This is a genomic window from Clostridioides sp. ES-S-0054-01 (assembly GCA_021561035.1).
GTDB lineage: Bacteria > Bacillota > Clostridia > Peptostreptococcales > Peptostreptococcaceae > Clostridioides.
In genome coordinates this window covers 377,692-399,517 of record CP067346.1, presented here as the reverse complement: position 1 = coordinate 399,517, position 21,826 = coordinate 377,692, and the positions used below count along the sequence as shown (strand labels likewise).

The 21,826-nt window shown below is 32.9% G+C and carries 14 protein-coding genes, 3 rRNA genes and 1 riboswitch; of the genes, 1 reads left to right on the top strand and 16 read right to left on the bottom strand.

Annotation, left to right across the window (positions count from 1 at the left end; all coding sequences use genetic code 11):
• Nucleotides 1-318: 318 nt before the first annotated feature.
• The 16 genes from JJC02_02250 to JJC02_02175 all read right to left on the bottom strand — a co-directional run bounded on the left by JJC02_02250 (nucleotide 319) and on the right by JJC02_02175 (nucleotide 20,752).
• Nucleotides 319-843, bottom strand: coding sequence for a peptidylprolyl isomerase (locus JJC02_02250; GenBank protein ID UDN55036.1), 525 nt, complete (start codon nucleotides 841-843; stop codon nucleotides 319-321).
• Nucleotides 844-907: 64 nt separating this feature from the next.
• Nucleotides 908-1,660, bottom strand: a complete 753-nt coding sequence (locus JJC02_02245; GenBank protein ID UDN55035.1) for a patatin-like phospholipase family protein — start codon at nucleotides 1,658-1,660, stop codon at nucleotides 908-910.
• A gap of 30 nt (nucleotides 1,661-1,690) precedes the next feature.
• Nucleotides 1,691-2,989: a M18 family aminopeptidase gene (locus JJC02_02240; protein UDN55034.1), complete on the bottom strand. Its 1,299-nt coding sequence runs from the start codon at nucleotides 2,987-2,989 to the stop codon at nucleotides 1,691-1,693.
• Between the two features lie 16 nt (nucleotides 2,990-3,005).
• Nucleotides 3,006-5,270, bottom strand: coding sequence for a DUF3553 domain-containing protein (locus JJC02_02235; GenBank protein UDN55033.1), 2,265 nt, complete (start codon nucleotides 5,268-5,270; stop codon nucleotides 3,006-3,008).
• A gap of 250 nt (nucleotides 5,271-5,520) precedes the next feature.
• Nucleotides 5,521-6,339: an energy-coupling factor ABC transporter ATP-binding protein gene (locus JJC02_02230; protein UDN55032.1), complete on the bottom strand. Its 819-nt coding sequence runs from the start codon at nucleotides 6,337-6,339 to the stop codon at nucleotides 5,521-5,523.
• A complete protein-coding gene (gene cbiQ, locus JJC02_02225; GenBank protein UDN55031.1) occupies nucleotides 6,332-7,030 on the bottom strand; it encodes a cobalt ECF transporter T component CbiQ in 699 nt (232 codons plus the stop codon). Before cbiQ ends, JJC02_02230 begins: the two co-directional genes overlap by 8 nt.
• 2 nt (nucleotides 7,031-7,032) lie before the next feature.
• Entirely contained in the window at nucleotides 7,033-7,317 is a 285-nt protein-coding gene (locus JJC02_02220; GenBank protein UDN55030.1) for an energy-coupling factor ABC transporter substrate-binding protein, read from the bottom strand.
• Nucleotides 7,307-8,059, bottom strand: a complete 753-nt coding sequence (locus tag JJC02_02215) for an energy-coupling factor ABC transporter permease (GenBank protein UDN55029.1) — start codon at nucleotides 8,057-8,059, stop codon at nucleotides 7,307-7,309. Before JJC02_02215 ends, JJC02_02220 begins: the two co-directional genes overlap by 11 nt.
• Before the next feature lie 183 nt (nucleotides 8,060-8,242).
• A riboswitch (cobalamin riboswitch) is annotated at nucleotides 8,243-8,436 on the bottom strand.
• Between the two features lie 131 nt (nucleotides 8,437-8,567).
• Nucleotides 8,568-10,343, bottom strand: a complete 1,776-nt coding sequence (locus JJC02_02210) for a nitric oxide reductase activation-like protein (protein ID UDN55028.1) — start codon at nucleotides 10,341-10,343, stop codon at nucleotides 8,568-8,570.
• 13 nt (nucleotides 10,344-10,356) lie between these two features.
• Nucleotides 10,357-11,286: an AAA family ATPase gene (locus JJC02_02205; protein ID UDN55027.1), complete on the bottom strand. Its 930-nt coding sequence runs from the start codon at nucleotides 11,284-11,286 to the stop codon at nucleotides 10,357-10,359.
• A 508-nt stretch (nucleotides 11,287-11,794) separates the two neighbouring features.
• Nucleotides 11,795-12,403: a DedA family protein gene (locus JJC02_02200; GenBank protein ID UDN55026.1), complete on the bottom strand. Its 609-nt coding sequence runs from the start codon at nucleotides 12,401-12,403 to the stop codon at nucleotides 11,795-11,797.
• Nucleotides 12,404-12,568: 165 nt separating this feature from the next.
• A 5S ribosomal RNA gene (rrf, locus tag JJC02_02195) occupies nucleotides 12,569-12,685 on the bottom strand.
• A gap of 126 nt (nucleotides 12,686-12,811) precedes the next feature.
• Nucleotides 12,812-15,708 (bottom strand): 23S ribosomal RNA (locus tag JJC02_02190).
• Nucleotides 15,709-15,928: 220 nt separating this feature from the next.
• Nucleotides 15,929-17,431: ribosomal RNA gene (locus tag JJC02_02185) — 16S ribosomal RNA — on the bottom strand.
• Together the 16S, 23S and 5S rRNA genes form the textbook arrangement of a ribosomal RNA operon.
• Before the next feature lie 545 nt (nucleotides 17,432-17,976).
• The gene (cadA, locus tag JJC02_02180; GenBank protein ID UDN55025.1) at nucleotides 17,977-20,364 is read right to left on the bottom strand and encodes a cadmium-translocating P-type ATPase; all 2,388 of its coding nucleotides are present in this window, start codon (nucleotides 20,362-20,364) and stop codon (nucleotides 17,977-17,979) included.
• A gap of 22 nt (nucleotides 20,365-20,386) precedes the next feature.
• On the bottom strand, nucleotides 20,387-20,752 hold the full coding sequence (locus tag JJC02_02175; GenBank protein ID UDN55024.1) for a helix-turn-helix domain-containing protein: 366 nt from the start codon (nucleotides 20,750-20,752) through the stop codon (nucleotides 20,387-20,389).
• A 199-nt stretch (nucleotides 20,753-20,951) separates the two neighbouring features.
• Here JJC02_02175 and JJC02_02170 point away from each other — a divergent pair, with 199 nt between their 5' ends.
• On the top strand, nucleotides 20,952-21,800 hold the full coding sequence (locus JJC02_02170) for a hypothetical protein (protein ID UDN55023.1): 849 nt from the start codon (nucleotides 20,952-20,954) through the stop codon (nucleotides 21,798-21,800).
• The last annotated feature ends 26 nt before the right edge of the window (nucleotides 21,801-21,826 follow it).

The window sequence follows — 21,826 nt, the reverse complement described above, 5'->3', positions numbered from 1 at the left end:
TTTATTTAATATATTATTGTATAAAAACTTAGATAAAAATAATTTTAGTAAATTTTTTTTAATTACACTTTACTTTTCAATTAAAATTTCATAATAACAGATAATAGTAGTTTTATGGAATAAGTAACTTAAAATATAATGCTATTTTTAGTTAATATATTTTGTAATTTAACATTTGATAATATGATATAATTTTTCCTTATATAAAACAAATAAAAAAATGAGATGTATTCGTCTAAAGACGCAACTACATCTCACTTTATCTTCATTTAAAAAATATATTTTTACTTTTACTTATAGTTAACTTTTATATATGTTTTAGTTTTTTTCTACATCTGAATAATCTATTCCAAAAGTTTCTACAGTAACAGATTTCATAATTTGTGGACTTTGTGGCTTATCAGCTGCATCTGTTCTAACTGATGCTATTTCATCAACAACATCTATACCTTCTATTACTCTACCAAAACCTGCATATTGACCATCTAAATGTGGTGAGTTTTTATGCATTATGAAAAATTGAGAGCCAGCTGAATTAGGTGCCATAGTTCTAGCCATTGATATAACTCCTCTTTCATGTTTTAAATTATTAGTAAATCCATTACCACTAAATTCACCTTTTATAGAGTATCCTGGTCCACCCATTCCTGTACCATTTGGGCATCCTCCTTGTATCATAAATCCTGGTATTACTCTATGAAAGATTATTCCATTATAGTATCCTTCATTTACTAATGATACAAAATTTTTAACTGTATTTGGAGCTATATTTGGATATAACTCAATTTTGATTTCTTTTCCATTTTCCATTTCTATAGTTACTATAGGATTTTTATTTTCCATAATTTATTACCTTCCTTTTCATTAGTTAAATTACACAATTATATTTATTATATTATACTCTAAATTAAAGTCTATCAAGTATATTTTTTCCTATTTCATATCCTTCTCGATAAATAGTTTTACAAAACTTATCATCAAAATTAAGAGTGTCTTTAGGTGCAAACTTAGTATTAGGTCTAACCACTACAATTCTATCTTCATCATAGATTTTTTTGATATCATCTGGCAACTCATAATTATGTTTTGTGGATATTAAAATAATTTTATCCACATTATCCCCAGTTAGTGGTTCAATTAACGCACTCCTAATTAGACCTCCATCTAATTTGAAACCATCATAAATTCCTTCTTGTACATCTTTCACAAATTGTTCTTTAAAACCAAGAGTAGCATTTGGATTTGCTGGTAGCAATCCACTATACGAAATGCTTATAATAGCTTCATTACGAGACATTTTTGAGACATCAACAATCTTTTCTGATACTACCTTATTATCAACTTCTACATAATTAACATAAAATTTCATTTCTTCTGTCTTGCTATCATCTAGTTCCCTTAAATTATCTATAGCAGGAGAATTATCCACAGTATTATTTACTATTTTTACATTTCCATTCTGGATATCTTTTATATTTGTCCACATTTTTTCTAATTTATCAACATTACCTGTGTATAAGTAATATCCATTTATAGCTCCTATTGATGTCCCTGAAATTGAATAAAATTTATTTATTCCTCCATCATATAATGCTTTTACTACTCCTGCTTGATAAGCTCCTTTTGCGCCTCCACCCTCTAAGCATAATCCTAATTTCATAGTCTCATCTCCAAATTGTTTATCTTATATTTATATTTCAAAAAACTTACTAAATGTTTTATATATACTGTAGTGGTCCTCAACATTTCCTAATTCTCTTATAGAGTGCATTGCTAAAATTGGACTTCCCACATCCACAGATGGTATATCTATATGAGTAGAAGATATTGGACCTATAGTGCTTCCACCTCTTTCATCTGACCTATTGACAAATTCTTGATACTCGACATTAGCTTCTCTACATATATTTTTATAAACAGCTATAGAATATCCATCACTTGTGTATGCCTGACTAGCATTTATCTTTATAACTGGTCCTTTTCCCATAACCGGTTTATTAGTTGGGTCATGTTTTTCTGGAGTATTTGGATGGATAGCATGAGCCAAATCTGATGATATCATAAAAGATGAATAAATAGACTCAAAGAACTCCTCCCTATCTTTACCTATTGATAAACATATTCTCTCTAATATATTTAACAACATGTTTGAATCTGCACCTTGTTTAGTAGAACTACCAACTTCTTCGTTATCAAATACAGCCATTACATTTACACCATGTTGACCCTTAGTATCAACAAGAGCATTCAAACTAGCATGTACCATTGCAAGATTATCTTGTCTTCCAATAGATATAAATTCATCATTCGCCCCTATTAAGCTTCCTTTTTCAAATTCATATAAAAATAAATCAAAATCTATAATATCTTCCATATTTACATTCAAATTAGATGCTATTTGTTTTAAAAGAAAATTATCTTTTTCTAATGTATCATTTAACAGACCAACTAAAGGTAACATATCTTTTTGTTTGTTATATGAATGACCATCATTTATGCTTCTATTTAAATGTATAGCTAGATTTGGTATTATACAAATTGGCTTTTTAAAGTCTATAAGTTTTTCGTTTGGTTTTAATATATTATCACCTTTTAAAACTACTCTACCAGCTATTCCAAGAGGTCTATCTAACCATGTACTCAATATTGCCCCTCCATAGCACTCTGTATTCAACTTCAAATAAGATTTTTCGACTTCCATTTCTGAATTTGGCTTAATACTAAATGTAGGAGAATCTGAATGAGAACCTATTATCCTAAATCCATCTCTTTCTATATCTTCTGAATTTACTACAAAGCCTACTATAGCTGATAAATTTTTAGTAACATAATATTTTCCACCAACTTTTAGATTCCATTTCTGATTCAAAACTAATTCTTCAAATCCATTTTTATCTAAGATTTCCTTAGCACTCTCGACTGCATGAAAAGACGATGGGCTATCATATATGAAGTCTATTAAGTTTTTAGCAAAGTTTATACTATCCATTTCTCATTTACCTCCATTATAAAATATTTAGTGTTGTATATTCTTTATTTATTTTTTTAATTCCTTGCTTGTCAAAAGCTATAGTAATATCTGTACCAATTATGGATACTACTGTCCCAACCCCAAATTTAGGATGATGTACTTTAGAGCCAAGTTTTATATCATCTGGATTCGTTTCTTTATTAGAATCTTTTATCGTTGCATTAACTTTATCTGCAACTTTAGATTTACTTATAGTATTCATATATTTTTTAGTATATTTATCTAACATATTATAGCTTGCTTTGGAATAACTTAACTCTTTTTTTACTTTGTACAATCTTTCTATACATTCTTCTGGCAACTCTTCCATAAATCTTGAAGCTATTGCAACATTTGTTTTACCATATAATGTTCTCTTCTCTGTTAATGACATATATAGTTCTTCTTTAGCTCTAGTTATACCAACATAACAAAGTCTTCTTTCTTCTTCTATCTGTGAATCACTCAGAGACTTTATAGCCCTTGATATAGGGAATAACCCTTCTTCCATGCCTATTAAGAACACTACAGGGAATTCCAGTCCTTTAGACGTATGAATTGTCATAAGAGAAACCCTGTCATTGTCTTCTTCATCATTTGATTCAGATGTAAGTGCTATACTAGTTAAGAATGTCTCTAAGTCTTTATTTTCATAATTCTCATCATTACTACTTTCAAACTCTAAAGCTATAGATATAAATTCTCTTAAGTTGTCAATTCTATCTTGGGCTTCTTCACCTTTACCAGTTAAATCTTTTTCATTTTTATTTCTTATCTCTACTAGCTCGTCCATATATCCTGTAGTGTCCAAGACTTTTTCTATAAGTTTACTAACAGGATAAACTTCTTTTATAGTTCTAAGAGTGCTTATAATATCAACAAATCCACTTATACTCGCTCTTGCTTTAGTAGATATATCTGAATTTGTTTCTATATCAATTAATACTGAATATATACTTTCTTGTTTTAAATTAGCTCTGTCTTCAATTTTTTCTATAGTTCTAAGCCCTATTCCCCTTCTAGGAACATTTATAATCCTTTTTATAGATATATCATCCTGTGGGTTTTGAATAACTCTTAAATACGCCAACAAATCCTTTATTTCTTTTCTTTCATAGAATTTTGTACCACCATATATATTGTACGGGATTTGACTCCTATTTAAAGCATCTTCTACAGGTCTAGCTTGTGCATTTGCTCTATAAAGTACTGCGAAATCCTTATAAGGTCTATTCTCTTTTCTAGCTATTTGTGCAATTGAGTCAGCAATGAAATCAGCCTCTTCTATTTCGCTACTAGTTAATTGTATTTTTATAAGCTCTCCTTCTTTTTTTTCACTCCAAAGTTTTTTTCTTTTTCTTTCTATATTATTAGATATGACTTTATTAGCTGCATCTAATATTACTTGTGTAGACCTATAATTTTGCTCTAACTTTACAACATGTACATTGTCATAATCCTTCTCAAATTCAAGTATATTTCTTATATCGGCCCCTCTCCATCCATAAATACTTTGGTCATCATCTCCAACAACACAAATATTTTGATGTTCTCTTGCTAGTAATTTTATCAATTCATATTGAGCCTTACTTGTATCTTGGTACTCATCTACCATTATGTATCTAAATCTACTTCTGTAATATGCTAATACTTCATCATTAGCCTTGAAAAGTTCTACAGTTTTAAGAATTAAATCATCAAAGTCAAGTGCACTATTTCTTTTTAAACGGTCTTGATATAAAGCATAAATATCCGCAATCTTAACCATTCTATTATCTGCCATGTTAATATCTTTAAACTGTTTTGGAGTATAAAGCTTGTCTTTTGCTCCTGAAATTGCACTTATAACTGCTTTTGGTTCAAATACTTTATCACTTAAATTTAATTCTTTAAGACAATCTTTAACCAATGTAACTTGGTCTGCTGAATCATAAATTACAAAACTTCTGTTGTAACCAATCTTATTTATATCTTTTCTGAGTATACGAACACAACAAGAATGGAATGTACTTATCCACATGTCCTTAGTTTCAGGACCTATGTTTTGTTCAACTCTCTCTCTCATTTCATTTGCAGCTTTGTTTGTAAATGTTATAGCTAATATATTTGGTGCTTGTACACCTTTATCTTCTATAAGGTATGCTATTCTTGTTGTTAATACCTTAGTTTTACCTGAACCAGCACCAGCCAGTATAAGTACTGGACCTTCAGTCTTTTCTACTGCTTCTCTTTGAGCAGGATTTAATGTATCTAAATTCATATTTCTCCTCCTGTTAACAGCCATAAATATATTTTAATCTAAAATATGAATTACTTCAAATTATAATTATGTATTATATTAATAGATTATTTCCAATATATTACAATTAAATAACACTTTTCCATACAATTTATTTTATTACTCAAAAAAATAACCTTATGATTTGGGGAATCATAAGGCACCTTTAAGGGGTCTAGGTTAAGGGTTATTATATATAAATCTATTTTTTTAAAATAGGTTTAGGGCTTAATTATTTGTTTGTATTAAGTTCTCTTTCTTTCCAATACTTATACAAATCTTCTTCTTTCTTAAATAAAGGTAAATTCATATTTTTATGTACTTTTACCAACCATGGGGATTCTAAGCCAGCTTGTATTATATTATTTTCATTTATAAATACATTTTCTGCCTTTCCTTCATCAATCAAAATCCCCTTATCCAATACATATATGTAATCACATATTTCATACATTAAGTTCATATCATGACTGGATATTACTATTTTTATATTATCTTTATTTAATCCCTTTATTATGTCTACAATAGACCTAGTACTTACTGGGTCTAAGCCAGCTGTAGGCTCATCAAGCAATATAATTTCATTTTCCATTGCTATAACTGATGCTATTGCTACCCTTTTTTTCTGACCATAACTTAAAAAATGTACTGGTCTGTCTATAAAATCTATTCCATTAACAGCTACTAGAGCTTTGTTTATTCTCTCTTTAATTGTTTTTTCATCTATACCAATGTTTCTCATTGCGAATGCTATATCATCATATACTTTTGAATAAAAAATTTGTTTTTCTGGGTCTTGAAAGACAATACCCACATTTTTTCTAAGATTATACAAACTTTTCTTATCATATTTTAATTTTTCTTCTTTAAAAAGAATTTCTCCAGATGTAGGTTTTAATATACCCATTAAATTCATAAATAATGTTGATTTTCCTGAACCATTTGAACCTATTATACCTATAACATTTCCTTTTGAGAAATCCATATTAATGTTTAATAATGCATTGGCATTCTTTTCATATCGATAAGTTAAATTATTTATTTTAAACATCATTATCCCCTACTATGTGAAATTTACCATCATACAATTTTATGTCTAATGATATACACATATCATCATACCTTGTCATAAGTCTTTTGTACAGCATACTTCCAAGAATTCCTAAGGATTTATATGAAGTTTTTAAATTTATGTACCCAAATCTTAGCTCTTGTGACTTATATATTTCTGAAAATTCTTCTAGAAATATAAATATAAACCTATATATTAACATTGATAGCTCAACAAAAGTATCAGGTAAATGCAGTTTTTTAAAGAAGAATATTAACTGATTAAAAGGTGTTGTAAGTATACAAAAGTACACACAAGTCAAACAAGACATAGCCCTAAATAACACGTGAATGGACGTGTCAATAGATGCTTTTGATATTCCTACATTGAAACTAAAAATTTTAAAACTGTATAATAAGTCTGCCTTATTAAAAGATATATTTACAAGAGTTATTCCTATACTAAGAAATAAAAAGTACATTGGTATTCTGAGTAATTTTAAATAATTCTTTAAATCTATTCCAGCCACACAAACAACTAGAATACTCATTAAAATCATAATTCCACTTAAAACAAATATATTTTTTATTACCATAGAAGCAATCAGAAAGATTACTCCTATGGCTACTTTTTTATTTGGATTTACTTTACTTAATCTATTTGTATATGCATATTTATCAATTATAAGCATAATTAACTTCTCTTTCCTCTTTGAAGACCTAGTATGTACCCTATTACACCTGCTCCTAGAGCTGCCTGTGCAGAGAATAATAAACTTTCTATTTCTCCACTTGGTGGCTCATATGGACTACTAAACCATGGCTCATAATCTGGATTTATCTTAGTAATTTCACTTTCAGCTTGACCATCTGCCCCTCCATATTCAGCACCTGAGTTAACAAGTAATGGGAATATGATAAGAGCCACTACTAATAAAAGTAGTAATATATTAGTTTTCGTCTTTGTTTTAGCACTCATTAGCTTTAACTCCTTTATCACTATTTTCTAGTATACTTTTTTCTCCATTTTCTGTAACTAAATTATATACAATTACAGTAAGAATACCTTCTGCTATTGCTATTGGTATTTGAGTCATAAAGAAAATTCCTAAGAATTTAATTGCTGAAGCCATCACTCCACCTGATGGATCTGGGAAAGCCAGTGCCAACTGTATCGAAGTTATTGTATATGTAGCCAAATCTCCTATTGCTGCTGCAAGAAATACTGGCATTGCATTATTTCCGTCTTTTTTCTTTAATGCTTTAAATATTAAGAATGATATAATTGGCCCTACAATAGCCATTGAAAAAGCGTTCGCTCCTAAGGTAGTTATTCCTCCATGTGCTAATAGTAACGCTTGGAATATTAAAACTATAGTTCCAAGAACAAACATTACACTTGGTCCAAACATTATTGCTCCAAGACCTACTCCAGTAGGATGTGAGCAACTTCCTGTTACTGAAGGTATTTTTAGTGCCGATAATACAAATACAAATGCTCCACATAGTGCTAATAATACTTTCTTTTTAGGGTCCTGCTTTACTATTTTACCTATTGATTTGAGTCCTACTAAGAAAAATGGTATAAATATAACTCCCCATGCTATAGACCATTTTACTGGTAAATAACCTTCCATTATATGCATTGCATTTGACGTAACTGGAGTTAAAATGATTAACATAAGTGCAGTGATAACCCCTAACTTGATATTCTGTTTCATTTTAATATCCCCTCTCTCCTTTTCCAATAATTAAAACATAAATAATATATATCTGATTTACCTAATAAAATAAAAAAGCCTAACTCGATGGTTAGGCTTCCAATTTCCGAAAATCCAAATACAAACACATAAAATAAATATATCTGCATAATTATTATAAGAAACTTTCTCCATCCCCGAAGAAATTACTTTAATATTTTAGGCAGGTCTCCTGACTTAGCTTCATCCTACTTCTCTTCCTTCCCATGAAATATAAAAATATATCATCATAGTGGCTAACAAAAGTTTCGTCTGCATCACAGTAGCGGGGACTGTAAAGGAATTTAACCTTTTTCCCTATTAATCTTACTTAAAGAACCTATAATATTATATATTTAATTTTTAAATTATTCTTAAATCATTTCTATACAAATCATTGTATACCTTTTCTGTGAAAATTTCTATGTTTTTCACAAATTTTATTTATTTTTATATTTTTATGCATATAAATTATTTTTTATAATTTTGATTAATTTCTAATTATCTTCTTTAAATACATTGAAACCACATCAGAAAATCTAGTTATATCTCTAGAATATATAAAATCATTTCCATATATTAATCTTTCAGCCTCAAGTTCTGATTCTTTTCCTGTAAATACTCCTAATACCAATATATTTTGTTTTCTAGCCTTTCTTACCTCATTGGCTGTATCTCTCAAACCAACTATACCTCTATAAGCTTTTTCTCCCCTTAAGGTTCTCTCACTATTTTTTCCTATCTTTACATCATTTGGCCTTCCATCGCTAAGAACTATCAAAACTTTATTTTCTTCATCTCTATTTATTAGACCACTACATATAGATTTTATAGCCAAACCGTCTCTATTATTACCAGCACAAAAGTATTCAAATATATTTTCGCTATTTTTTAAACCATCATCATAATCTTTAAATCTTTTTAATATTGTATAGTCTAAAAAACTAGAGAATCCCATAACTCTATTTGGTATACCAACTTCTGTTAGAGCATTTGCAATTATATAAGCCTGAATTGCTACATTTCCTTGATTTCTACTTTGAGAACCACTTGCATCCAATAATATATCAATAACATATTTCCCTTTTTCATTTTCTATATCTTTATAAAATATTTTATTATTATTACTTCTACCCACTCTCCAAGCTCTATTTGCTAATATAGTGCCACAATCAGAGTACACTCTAGTTTTAGCATTTTCTTCTATTAAAATTCTAGCTAAACTTTCTTTTAATCTCTTTATCTGCTGTCTATACATTCTAGCATGTTCTCTAAATTTCCCTAAATTATTTTCTTTTTGCCTTGTTACATATTTTAACTGGAATACATTATTACACTCACTTCTAAGAACTCCATCTGTAAAGTGTATTCTACACCCTTCATGAACATTTCTACAATTTTGTGTTTCAATCTTTTTAATTTCACCTTTACTCAAATAAGTTTTCCCATAATAATGTTCTATTTTTGAATATATTTTATTTGCAGTCTCTTCATCAACATATATAACCCTGTCTGCTGAATTACTAGATTGAGAATCCTCAAAATCTCCTACTCCTTCTATAAGAATAGATGAAGATATAGAGTCTATATCACTTTCAATAATATTTTCTTCTTCATCACTATAAAGTTCTTCATACATAAAGTCAGCAAATGTATCAAAATTTACGTCAACATCTTTTACATTACTTTCATCATATGTAGAACTACTTTCTTCTCCATTTAATATATACTCAAAGTAAGTTAAATATATTACATCTAAGGACTTTAAAATCTCCATAATATCTTTATTTGTATCTATATTTCTTATGTCATTAACTATTCTTCTAGTTAGGCTGTCTAATGCTGGATGCTTGTCCATATTGTAAAGTATAAAGGCATATTTAATTTTATCCATAATATTGTCATTGTGTATTTTGGTAAAACGTGAAACAATATCTTTATAAGCATTTCTTCTTATATCTTCTATCCCTGGTCTATCTTTAATAGCCTTTTCTTCAACTATTGTATTTAATATAACTTGAATCAGACCCAGTATAATATCTTTATCATATCCTTTTCGTATTCTATTTGTAAGGTATTTTTTCACTATGCCCCAATCTACATATTTTCTTCTAGCACCTGCAATTATTGCAAAGTATAAACCTACTTCTTTTGAAGAATAATCTTTTTCTGATATATCTATACTTTCATTATAATCTCCAGCTATTGTCCAAGATAAGTTATTTGCTCTGTTTTCAAATTCATAATCATCATATATCCATTTCATAATCTCACCTATATTAAATATGACTTATTGGAAATACATCTATACTCTCCCATTTATTAGGTATTCTAGTTTTAATTACATCTCCAACCATTTCTTTCTCATATATATCAAAAGTCTTTCCTGTAAGTCCCATATTAATTGCAAGAGTTGGTTTTAATCCTCTTCTTATAGTCTTAAGAGATGCCATAAGACCACGTAAGTCAATAGCTTTGCTAGATATCTCACCATTTTGAGACTTCAATTGTAAATCTAAAAATATTCCTGCAAAATGTATTAATTTTTTTTCATCAGCATCTGGAAATTCATTTTTTAAAATCATCATTAACTTATCTTCTTCTATAGAAGGAATATCTATCACCATAAATCTAGATACTAGTGCTTCATTAAGCTCTTTTGTTCCTGCATATTCATAATTCATAGTTCCAATAAATCTTGTTGCTGGATGTAGATTGACTCTCTCATATCCAGGTACATCAATTATTCTTCTATAATCTAAAGCTGAATGTACTACAACTATAGCATCATTCTTTGCCATATTAATTTCATCAAATACACCAAAGCCCCCATTTATAGCACATTCATAGACTGAACCCCTTCTAAGCTTAACTTCATTATCTATAAAAGTATCTGTACCTATAAGTGTTGAACTGTCCGTATTTATATGAAATGATGTATTCCATTGAGGTCTATTAAATATCTCCCCCAAATTATCAGCAAGTAAGTTTTTTCCTGTTGCCTTTGGTCCTGATAACAATATATTTTCTTCTTCTAAAATAGCTGCTATACACATAGACAAAATTTCTTTTCCATAAAAATAAGTTTTAGACTTTGTTACTCTGTATTCTAAATCTTTTTCTAGACCATAATAACGTCTAAAATATAGCACATCTTCAATAAGCTTCTCATCTACCCCTTGTACCCTTAGATTATCTATTATATCCATATTCTTACCCCTTTTATATAAATAGTATTTGTTTCATTTCTTAACACCATTTTAGCATAAAAGGATATAAGCTAAAATCGATTTTATAAATTAATGATACCTCTTTCTCAACTTTAAAGAAAAAATCACTCGTAGATATATCTTATAGATTTTTTTGAGGAAATAATTGAAAATTATCAGGTTACAGCTTATTTCAATAGTCATATACTGAGCTTTATAGATATATTTCATGATGGACAACCTTACTGTATCTGTAAAAAATACACAGTATATTGACCAATATATCAATTATTGTATTATTCTCTCTTTTATATTTATTATCTTGACAATACTTATTTATAAACCTATACTGTGCTTAACCAACAAATACAGTAAGTACAGTATAAGAGGATTAAATATCCCCGTTTCCAGACTGGACTAAAAACGGGGATTTTGATTATTGGAAATTATTTCAAACATTTAGATACTACAATAAGTATAGAAAATAATGAAAAAATCTACTGATTTTTTATAATCTTACCTTGTGGTGTTTTTTATGTATATATGACTTAATAGCAAATCCAATAAGGATTACAGATATTGGTATAATTAAAACTAGAAATTTATAATCATTATAATGAGACATTATTTTTACCCAACTCTCTGAGAAAATATACCCAATACTAATTAAGGAAATATTCCATATGGTAATTCCCACAAGAGATGATATTACAAAAGTTATAATATTTTGACCTGCTATACCTGCTATAAAAGATATGTATGTTCTACATAATGGAATTAATCTACATACGCAGACGGAAATAGAAGAATATTTATTAAAATAATCCTGAGATGCAAATATTCCTTTCTTCGCCTTTGGGCATATTTCTATTATTTTATTGATGATAGATTTACCACCCCAATTTCCTACTGTGTAACAAAATATTGAACCAAGTATACCTGCAATTATACTCAAAATTAGAATTGTCAAAAATCCAAAATGATTTCTTGCCGCAATTGCTCCACATAATGGTAAAACAACTTCGCTAGGTAATGGAAAACAAGCATACTCAATCATAATTAATACAAATACAGAGATTAATCCATATTGTAAAATAAAACTATTGATTACAGACACTTACTTATCTCCTTTCTTATTTAAAAGTACATATCTATAAGAGCTCCCACCCTATATTTAAAGAATCAATCTCTTTAAACTATTATATGTATTTATACAAAGTATTTATAACATACTTTAAAAATAGTACTTTAAAAATAAGAAACTTAATAAATAAAAAAAATTACGTGGCTACGTCCTACTCTCCCAGGCAGTTTCCCACCAAGTACCATCAGCGCTAGAGAGCTTAACTTCTGTGTTCGGAATGGGAACAGGTGTATCCTCTCTGCTATTGTAACCACATAATCTCTATGCTTAATATTTCTATTAAGTTTTAGTAAGTTTTTAGAATCTAGTAACACTAGTTTCTTTAGAGTTAACACTCTAAAAACTACATATATATCTTAATTAATGAACATCAAATAAATATTGGTCAAGTCCTCGACCTATTAGTATCGATAAGCTAAATACATTGCTGCACTTACACCTTCGACCTATCAACCAGATAGTCTTTCTGGGGTCTTACCCTTGCGGTGGGAAATCTTATCTTGAAGTTGGCTTCGCGCTTAGATGCTTTCAGCGCTTATCCATTCCGTACATAGCTACCCAGCCATGCCCTTGGCAGGACAACTGGTACACCAGAGGTACGTCCATCCCGGTCCTCTCGTACTAAGGACAGGTCTTCTCAAATTTCCTACGCCTGCGACGGATAGGGACCGAACTGTCTCACGACGTTCTGAACCCAGCTCGCGTACCACTTTAATGGGCGAACAGCCCAACCCTTGGGACCTACTACAGCCCCAGGATGTGATGAGCCGACATCGAGGTGCCAAACCTCCCCGTCGATGTGGACTCTTGGGGGAGATAAGCCTGTTATCCCCAGGGTAGCTTTTATCCGTTGAGCGATGGCCCTTCCACGCAGAACCACCGGATCACTAAGTCCGATTTTCATCCTTGCTCGACCTGTATGTCTTGCAATCAAGCTCTCTTTTGCCTTTACACTCTACGTACGATTTCCGACCGTACTGAGAGAACCTTTGAGCGCCTCCGTTACCTTTTGGGAGGCGACCGCCCCAGTCAAACTGCCCACCTGACAGTGTCCCAAGACCAGATTCATGGCCTATGGTTAGAGTCCCAGTACTACAAGGGTGGTATCCCAAGGATGGCTCCGCCAAAACTGGCGTCCTGGTTTCAAAGCCTCCCACCTATCCTGTACATGTAGTACCAAGACCCAATGTCAAGCTACAGTAAAGCTCCATGGGGTCTTTCCGTCCTGTCGCAGGTATCCGGCATCTTCACCGGAATTACAATTTCACCGAGTCTGTTGTTGAGACAGTGCCCAAATCGTTACGCCTTTCGTGCGGGTCGGAACTTACCCGACAAGGAATTTCGCTACCTTAGGACCGTTATAGTTACGGCCGCCGTTTACTGGGGCTTAAGTTCACTGCTTCGATTGCTCTAACAGATCCCCTTAACCTTCCAGCACCGGGCAGGCGTCAGCTCCTATACATCGTCTTGCGACTTAGCAGAAACCTATGTTTTTGGTAAACAGTCGCTTGGGCCTATTCTCTGCGGCCACCGGATGGTGGCACCCCTTATCCCTAAGTTACGGGGTCATTTTGCCGAGTTCCTTAACAACAGTTCTCTCGCTGGCCTTAGGATACTCTCCTCACCCACCTGTGTCGGTTTGCGGTACGGGTACCTTTAACCTCGATAGAGACTTTTCTTGACAGTGTGAAATCAGCTACTTCGCTACTAAATTTCGCTCCCCATCACATCCCAGCATTATCAAAGCGGATTTACCTACTCTGACTGCCTCAATGCTTGGGCACACATAACCAACAGTGTGCTTAGCTTATCCTACTGTGTCATCCCATCTCTCAAACGGTTATCGGTAGTACAGGAATATCAACCTGTTGTCCATCACCTACGCCTTTCGGCCTCAGCTTAGGTCCCGACTAACCCAGGGCGGACGAACCTTCCCCTGGAAACCTTGGGTTTACGGCCTGTGGGATTCTCACCCACATCTCGCTACTCATGCCAACATTCTCACTCCCATACTGTCCACATGTCCTTACGGTCATGCTTCAACCCGTATGGGAAGCTCCCCTACCCATCATAATGATGCCGTAGCTTCGGTAGTAAGTTTTAGCCCCGGAAATCTTCGGCGCAGGATCACTCGACCAGTGAGCTATTACGCACTCTTTGAATGAGTGGCTGCTTCTAAGCCAACATCCTGGTTGTCTGTGCAATCCCACATCCTTTACCACTTAACTTACATTTAGGGACCTTAGCTGACGATCTGGGCTGTTGCCCTTTCGACTATGAATCTTATCACCCACAGTCTGACTCCCAAGTATAAGATGACGGCATTCGGAGTTTGATAGTCTTCGGTAGGTGCAATACCCCCTAGGACATTCAGTGCTCTACCTCCGTATCTCTCACCTTGAGGCTAGCCCTAAAGCTATTTCGGGGAGAACCAGCTATCTCCGGGCTCGATTGGAATTTCACCGCTACCCACAAGTCATCCCCGAGCTTTTCAACGCTCGTGGGTTCGGACCTCCACGAAATTTTACTTTCGCTTCATCCTGCTCATGGGTAGGTCGCCCGGTTTCGGGTCTACGTCAAGTAACTGAACGCTCAGTTAAAACTCGCTTTCGCTACGGCTCCACACCTTAAGTGCTTAACCTTGCTACTTAACGTAACTCGTTGGCCCGTTCTACAAAAAGTACGCGGTCACACAAGAAATGTGCTTCCACAGCTTGTAAGTGCAGGGTTTCAGGTTCTATTTCACTCCCCTCCCGGGGTTCTTTTCACCTTTCCCTCACGGTACTATACGCTATCGGTCACTAGGTAGTATTTAGCCTTGGAGGGTGGTCCCTCCTGCTTCCCACAGGGTTTCACGTGTCCCGTGGTACTCTGGATCATATCTGAAGTCTTCTCGTTTAACATACAGGACTATTACCTTCTGTGGTGGGTCTTTCCAAACCTCTTCAATTACGATACCTCTTCGTTATGATATGTCCGCAACCCCAATAAAGAAAACTTTATTGGTTTGGGCTAATCCGCGTTCGCTCGCCGCTACTTACGGAATCGAATTTCTTTCTCTTCCTTCAGGTACTTAGATGTTTCAGTTCCCTGAGTTCCCCTCATTAAGCTATGTATTCACTCAATGATACTTAGACATTACTCTAAGTGAGTTTCCTCATTCGGAAATCTTCGGATCAAAGTTTACGTGCAACTCCCCGAAGCTTATCGCAGCTTATCACGTCCTTCATCGGCTCCTAGTGCCAAGGCATCCGCCCTGCACCCTTAATAACTTGACCAGTTAAAAAGGTTTCATAGATTAAAGTCTATCAACTTGATAATTTTAAAAAGTTATCAGCTTTATATATTACAAATTAGATGTCATATCACTAAATATATATGCAGTTTTCAAAGTGCTAACGCACAGCGCCAACGGATAAATCCCGTTGCTTAAAGTGCTAACAATGAGTATTCGTAAAAACGAACCCTCAAAATTAAACAGTAGGTAATTCTCCTTAGAAAGGAGGTGATCCAGCCGCACCTTCCGATACGGCTACCTTGTTACGACTTCACCCCAGTTATTGATTCCACCTTCGACGACTTCTTCCAAAAGGTTAGATAATCGGCTTCGGGCGTCTCCAACTCCCGTGGTGTGACGGGCGGTGTGTACAAGACCCGGGAACGCATTCACCGCAGCATTCTGATCTGCGATTACTAGTAACTCCAGCTTCATGTAGGCGAGTTTCAGCCTACAATCCGAACTGAGAGTAGCTTTAAGGGATTAGCTCCACCTTACGGCTTGGCAACCCTCTGTACTACCCATTGTAGCACGTGTGTAGCCCTAAGCATAAGGGGCATGATGATTTGACGTCATCCCCACCTTCCTCCAGGTTATCCCTGGCAGTCTCTCTAGAGTGCCCAACTTAATGATGGCAACTAAAGACAAGGGTTGCGCTCGTTGCGGGACTTAACCCAACATCTCACGACACGAGCTGACGACAACCATGCACCACCTGTCACCAATGTCCCCGAAGGGAACTCTCCGATTAAGGAGATGTCATTGGGATGTCAAGCTTAGGTAAGGTTCTTCGCGTTGCTTCGAATTAAACCACATGCTCCGCTACTTGTGCGGGTCCCCGTCAATTCCTTTGAGTTTCACTCTTGCGAGCGTACTTCCCAGGCGGAGTACTTAATGCGTTAGCTGCGGCACCGAAGGGGGTAACCCCCGACACCTAGTACTCATCGTTTACAGCGTGGACTACCAGGGTATCTAATCCTGTTTGCTCCCCACGCTTTCGTGCCTCAGCGTCAGTTACAGTCCAGAGAGCCGCCTTCGCAACTGGTGTTCCTCCTAATATCTACGCATTTCACCGCTACACTAGGAATTCCACTCTCCTCTCCTGCACTCAAGTCTCCCAGTTTCAAGAGCTTACTACGGTTGAGCCGTAGCCTTTCACTCCTGACTTGAAAGACCGCCTACGCACCCTTTACGCCCAGTAAATCCGGATAACGCTAGCCCCCTACGTATTACCGCGGCTGCTGGCACGTAGTTAGCCGGGGCTTCCTCCTCAAGTACCGTCATTATCTTCCTTGAGGACAGAGTTTTACGACCCGAAGGCCTTCATCACTCACGCGGCGTTGCTGCATCAGGCTTTCGCCCATTGTGCAATATTCCCCACTGCTGCCTCCCGTAGGAGTTTGGACCGTGTCTCAGTTCCAATGTGGCCGATCACCCTCTCAGGTCGGCTACTGATCGTCGCCTTGGTAAGCCGTTACCTTACCAACTAGCTAATCAGACGCGGGTCCATCCTGTACTGGCTAACCTTTGATATTCAAGAGATGCCTCTCAAATATGTTATCCCGTATTAGCATACCTTTCGGTATGTTATCCGTGTGTACAGGGTAGGTTACCCACGCGTTACTCACCCGTCCGCCGCTCTTTACCTAAGTAAATCGCTCAACTTGCATGTGTTAGGCACGCCGCCAGCGTTCATCCTGAGCCAGGATCAAACTCTCAAATAAAAGTTTATCAGGCTCAGATACTATTGTTATCAAAATATCTGGCTTTATGGTTTGTTTCTTAATATAAATTAACCTACTGTTTAATTTTCAATGTTCGTGTTTATTTCTTTTTCCTTTTCTTAAGGACAAGTAATACTATATCATCTTAAAAACAATTCGTCAATACTTTTTTAAATTATTTTTTAAATTATTTATTTTTTTATATTATATGACTTCTTAAACAATAGTTATATTATAGGATTAAATACTTTTGATATATATATTTTCTCATAAAAATTGTAATTAACAATCTGCATTATTATGATTATTATAATTCTTATCCAACTTAATCTAAGCTTATATAATAGAAATAAATTATCTATTGTGTAAGTTTAAAAATCATAATATAAAAACCAAACAATGGTATTAAATAAACATAATAGATATACATTTATATATAATAAAAGAAAAAGCATCAATAAAGTTAAGATAAATTTATTAATACTTTCCTTTCATCATTAATACAGCTTTATATTTTTTGAATAATATATGTCTACATTTATAATTTATCTCATAGCTCTCATGGCATTTAATACTGCAATAAGCGCTACCCCTACATCAGCAAATATAGCTTCCCACATAGTAGCTATCCCTCCAGCTCCTAATATCATAACTATAACTTTTACTCCTAACGCAAATATTATATTTTGCCATACTATTTTATTAGTCTTATTTGCTATCTCAATTGCTTTAGATATTTTACTAGGTTCATCTGTCATAAGAACTACATCTGCCGCTTCAATGGCTGCATCTGAACCTAAACCTCCCATTGCTATACCAACATCAGCACGAGCTAGTACTGGAGCATCATTTATTCCATCACCTACAAAAGCTATTTTTTCTTTTTCAGTTCTTCCTTCATATAAATCTTCTAATCTATCAACTTTTTCATTAGGAAGTAAATTTGAGTAAACTGTATCTAATTCTAATTCTTGAGCAATATTTTTTGCTACTTTCTCATTATCCCCAGTTAACATTACAACTTCTTTTACTCCTATTGATTTTAAGCTTATTATAGCATTTTTACTATCTTCTTTTATTTCGTCAGATATAACTATATAGCCTCTATACACTTTATCAACAGCAATATAAACTACTGTGCCTACTTCTTTAGCTGGTGAATACAATATATTTTCCTTTTTCATAAGTTTTTCATTACCTGCTAATATAAGTTTTTCATTATGTTTTACTCTGATTCCATAAGCTGCTATTTCCTCATAGCTGTCGATTGTATCTAAATCAATTTTTTTATTATAGTAACTTAATATAGATTTAGCTATTGGATGGTTTGAGTTTACTTCTGCAATAGCTGCAAATTCTAGTAACTCTTCTTCTGATATACCTTCAGGATTTAACTTAGTTACATTAAATACACCTTTAGTAAGTGTTCCTGTTTTATCAAACACTACTGTATCTACACTTCTTAAAGCTTCTAAATAATTACTTCCCTTAATAAGGATACCATTTTTAGATGCAAATCCAATTCCACTAAAGAAACTAAGTGGTATTGATAAAACTAGTGCACAAGGGCAAGAAACAACCAAGAATATCAATCCTCTATACAACCAATCACTAAACACTTCACCTGAGATTACAAGTGGTGGAACAAATGCTATCAATAAGGCTGCTATTACTACTATTGGAGTATAATATCTTGAAAATTTAGATATAAAGTTTTCTGTTTTTGATTTTTTAATACTAGAATTTTCAACAAGGTCAAGGATTTTTGAAACTGTTGATTCTCCAAAGTTCTTTGTAACCTCAATACTTAGCAAAGCATTCTTATTTATAACACCAGATAAAATTTCATCTCCTTTTTCAACTTCTCTTAGTACTGATTCACCTGTAAGTGCAGAGGTATCTAGCATAGAAATACCATCTACTACAATACCATCTAGTGGCACTTTTTCACCAGGTTTTACTACTATTATGTCACCCACATTTACTTCTTCTGGTGACACTACCTTAACTTCAGAGTTAACTTTCAGATTTGCATAATCTGGTCTTATTTGCATAAGTGAAGTTATAGATTTTCTAGATTTACCAACTGCAACACCTTGTAAATACTCTCCTATTTTATAGAATAGCATAACCCCTACTGCTTCTGATAGTTCTCCTATTGCTAACGCTCCAACTGTTGCTAGAGCCATCAAAAAGTTCTCATCAAATACTCTTCCCTTTGATATATTTCTTATTGCTCTTAAAAGCACATCACCACCTACTATTACATAAGCAACTATAAATACTATATTACTAAATTGACTTTCATAACCTGTAGCTGTTTGATATATACCAAATATATATACGAGAGCTCCAATTATAAGTGGAATCAATTCTTTCTTATTTGTATCATTTGCAGTACCTACTTTTTCATTAGTTCTGGCTTTTACTTTGTCAGTGGACTCTAATTGTATATTAAGTCCTGGTTCTGTTGAATCTATTATTTCCTTTATTTTGTTTATAACAGTATCCTCTTCAAAGTCATTAATTATATTTACTGTAAGCTTTTTATTTACAAAATTCAAATTAGAAGATTCAACTTCTTTTAATTTAGAAACTTTATTGTTAATCTCTTCTGCACAATGTGCACAGTTCAACCCTCCTAATATAAATTCTTTTTTAATTAATGCCTTGTTAGATACATTTTCTTTAAAACTTATCTGTATATCAAGACCTGGTTCTGTTGAATCTATTATATCTATTATCTTTTCTATAGTAATATCCTCATTAAAGCTATCCTCTATATTTACTGTAAGTTTTTTATTTATAAAATTTAAGTTGGAAGATTTAACTTCTTGTAGCTTAGAAACTTTATTATTAATCTCTTCTGCACAGTGCGCACAGTTTAATCCACCTAATATAAATTCTTTTTTAATTATATTATTTGTTTCCATATACATTCACTCCTCTCGTTTATCATTTATAAGTCTCTCTAATATGATTTAATCCACAATCAAATATTTGACTTATATGACTATCATCTAGTGAGTAATACACTGTCTTTCCTTCTCTTCTGAACTTTACTAACCTAGCTTGCTTTAATACTCTAAGTTGATGTGATATTGCAGAATGAGTCATATTTAATAAACTCGCTATATCACATACACACATTTCATTTGCAAATAATGCATATAGTATTTTTACTCTAGTCGTATCCCCAAATACTTTAAATAATTCTGCTAAATCATATAACATTTCTTCATCTGGCATAGTTGATTTAGCTTCTGTTACTATTTCTTCATGTATTATATTACAACTACAATCATTTATCTCTTCTCTCATTTTTAATCCTCCATTATTTAAACATATGAATAACTGTTCATATGTTCATTATATGTTATCATGTCTAAATTTGCAATAATAATTTTTATTTATTTAATAACAATTTGAATGCACATATTATAAACTTTTTTAATATATATATTATTAGAATAAGTTTTTGTAAACTTTTTTATAGTTTTCTAGGAGGTGCAAGTTTAATATGAGTAACAAAAAAAGAAAGGATTTAGATAATAGTTACATGCCTTACTTAGACCCAGCGAACTATGCAGATTATATTACTAATGAAGAAATTCCCCAAGATGAATTGAGAAATGACCCTCAAATTTCTAATGGTTATACAAAAATACCTAATAACCAGAACATAAATAACCTGTATCCTAATAACGAAAATAATTATCCTAAAAGCAATAATTCCCCAAACAACTTGCCTAACACAAATAATACATCTGGAAATATGAATTACAATACATCTAATAATATGCCTAATAACTCGAACTATAGTACATCTAATAATATGGGTACACCTAATAACACATCTAGCAACATGAATAACAATATGGGTATGCCTAACAATATGTCTAGCAACATGAATAATAATATGGGTATACCTAACAATATGTCTAACAACATAAATAATAATATGGGTATGCCTAACAACATGTCTAATAACATGAATAGTAATATGGGTATGCCTAACAATATGAATAATAATATATACGGTAATACAGGTATGCCTAACAATATGAATAATAATATGTATGGTAATATGGGTATGCCTAACAACATGTCTGGCAACATGAATAATAATATGGGATATAGTATGAATATGGGTATTCCTAACTTCTCATGTAATCAAAATATGCCTCCTAATGTACTTATGATGATACCAGGTGTTATATGTCATAATACAATGCAAGGTATGCCTGTAGTTATGCCTAGTACTATGTCTCCTAATATATCTCCAATTCCTTATGGCTCTAATAATATGTCCATACAAGGCATGCCACAAACTACTAACATAGAGGAATTTGATGAGGAAGAAATGTAATATATTTTTTCAAGTAAATTGTATAA

What these genes read in the sequence shown, in the direction of transcription:
- JJC02_02250 (UDN55036.1), bottom strand. Translation starts at nt 843, where the DNA reads ATGGAAAATAAAAATCCTATAGTAACTATAGAAATGGAAAATGGAAAA.
- JJC02_02245 (UDN55035.1), bottom strand. Translation starts at nt 1,660, where the DNA reads ATGAAATTAGGATTATGCTTAGAGGGTGGAGGCGCAAAAGGAGCTTAT.
- JJC02_02240 (UDN55034.1), bottom strand. Translation starts at nt 2,989, where the DNA reads ATGGATAGTATAAACTTTGCTAAAAACTTAATAGACTTCATATATGAT.
- JJC02_02235 (UDN55033.1), bottom strand. Translation starts at nt 5,270, where the DNA reads ATGAATTTAGATACATTAAATCCTGCTCAAAGAGAAGCAGTAGAAAAG.
- JJC02_02230 (UDN55032.1), bottom strand. Translation starts at nt 6,339, where the DNA reads ATGTTTAAAATAAATAATTTAACTTATCGATATGAAAAGAATGCCAAT.
- cbiQ (UDN55031.1), bottom strand. Translation starts at nt 7,030, where the DNA reads ATGCTTATAATTGATAAATATGCATATACAAATAGATTAAGTAAAGTA.
- JJC02_02220 (UDN55030.1), bottom strand. Translation starts at nt 7,317, where the DNA reads ATGAGTGCTAAAACAAAGACGAAAACTAATATATTACTACTTTTATTA.
- JJC02_02215 (UDN55029.1), bottom strand. Translation starts at nt 8,059, where the DNA reads ATGAAACAGAATATCAAGTTAGGGGTTATCACTGCACTTATGTTAATC.
- JJC02_02210 (UDN55028.1), bottom strand. Translation starts at nt 10,343, where the DNA reads ATGAAATGGATATATGATGATTATGAATTTGAAAACAGAGCAAATAAC.
- JJC02_02205 (UDN55027.1), bottom strand. Translation starts at nt 11,286, where the DNA reads ATGGATATAATAGATAATCTAAGGGTACAAGGGGTAGATGAGAAGCTT.
- cadA (UDN55025.1), bottom strand. Translation starts at nt 20,364, where the DNA reads ATGGAAACAAATAATATAATTAAAAAAGAATTTATATTAGGTGGATTA.
- JJC02_02175 (UDN55024.1), bottom strand. Translation starts at nt 20,752, where the DNA reads ATGAGAGAAGAGATAAATGATTGTAGTTGTAATATAATACATGAAGAA.
- JJC02_02170 (UDN55023.1), top strand. Translation starts at nt 20,952, where the DNA reads ATGAGTAACAAAAAAAGAAAGGATTTAGATAATAGTTACATGCCTTAC.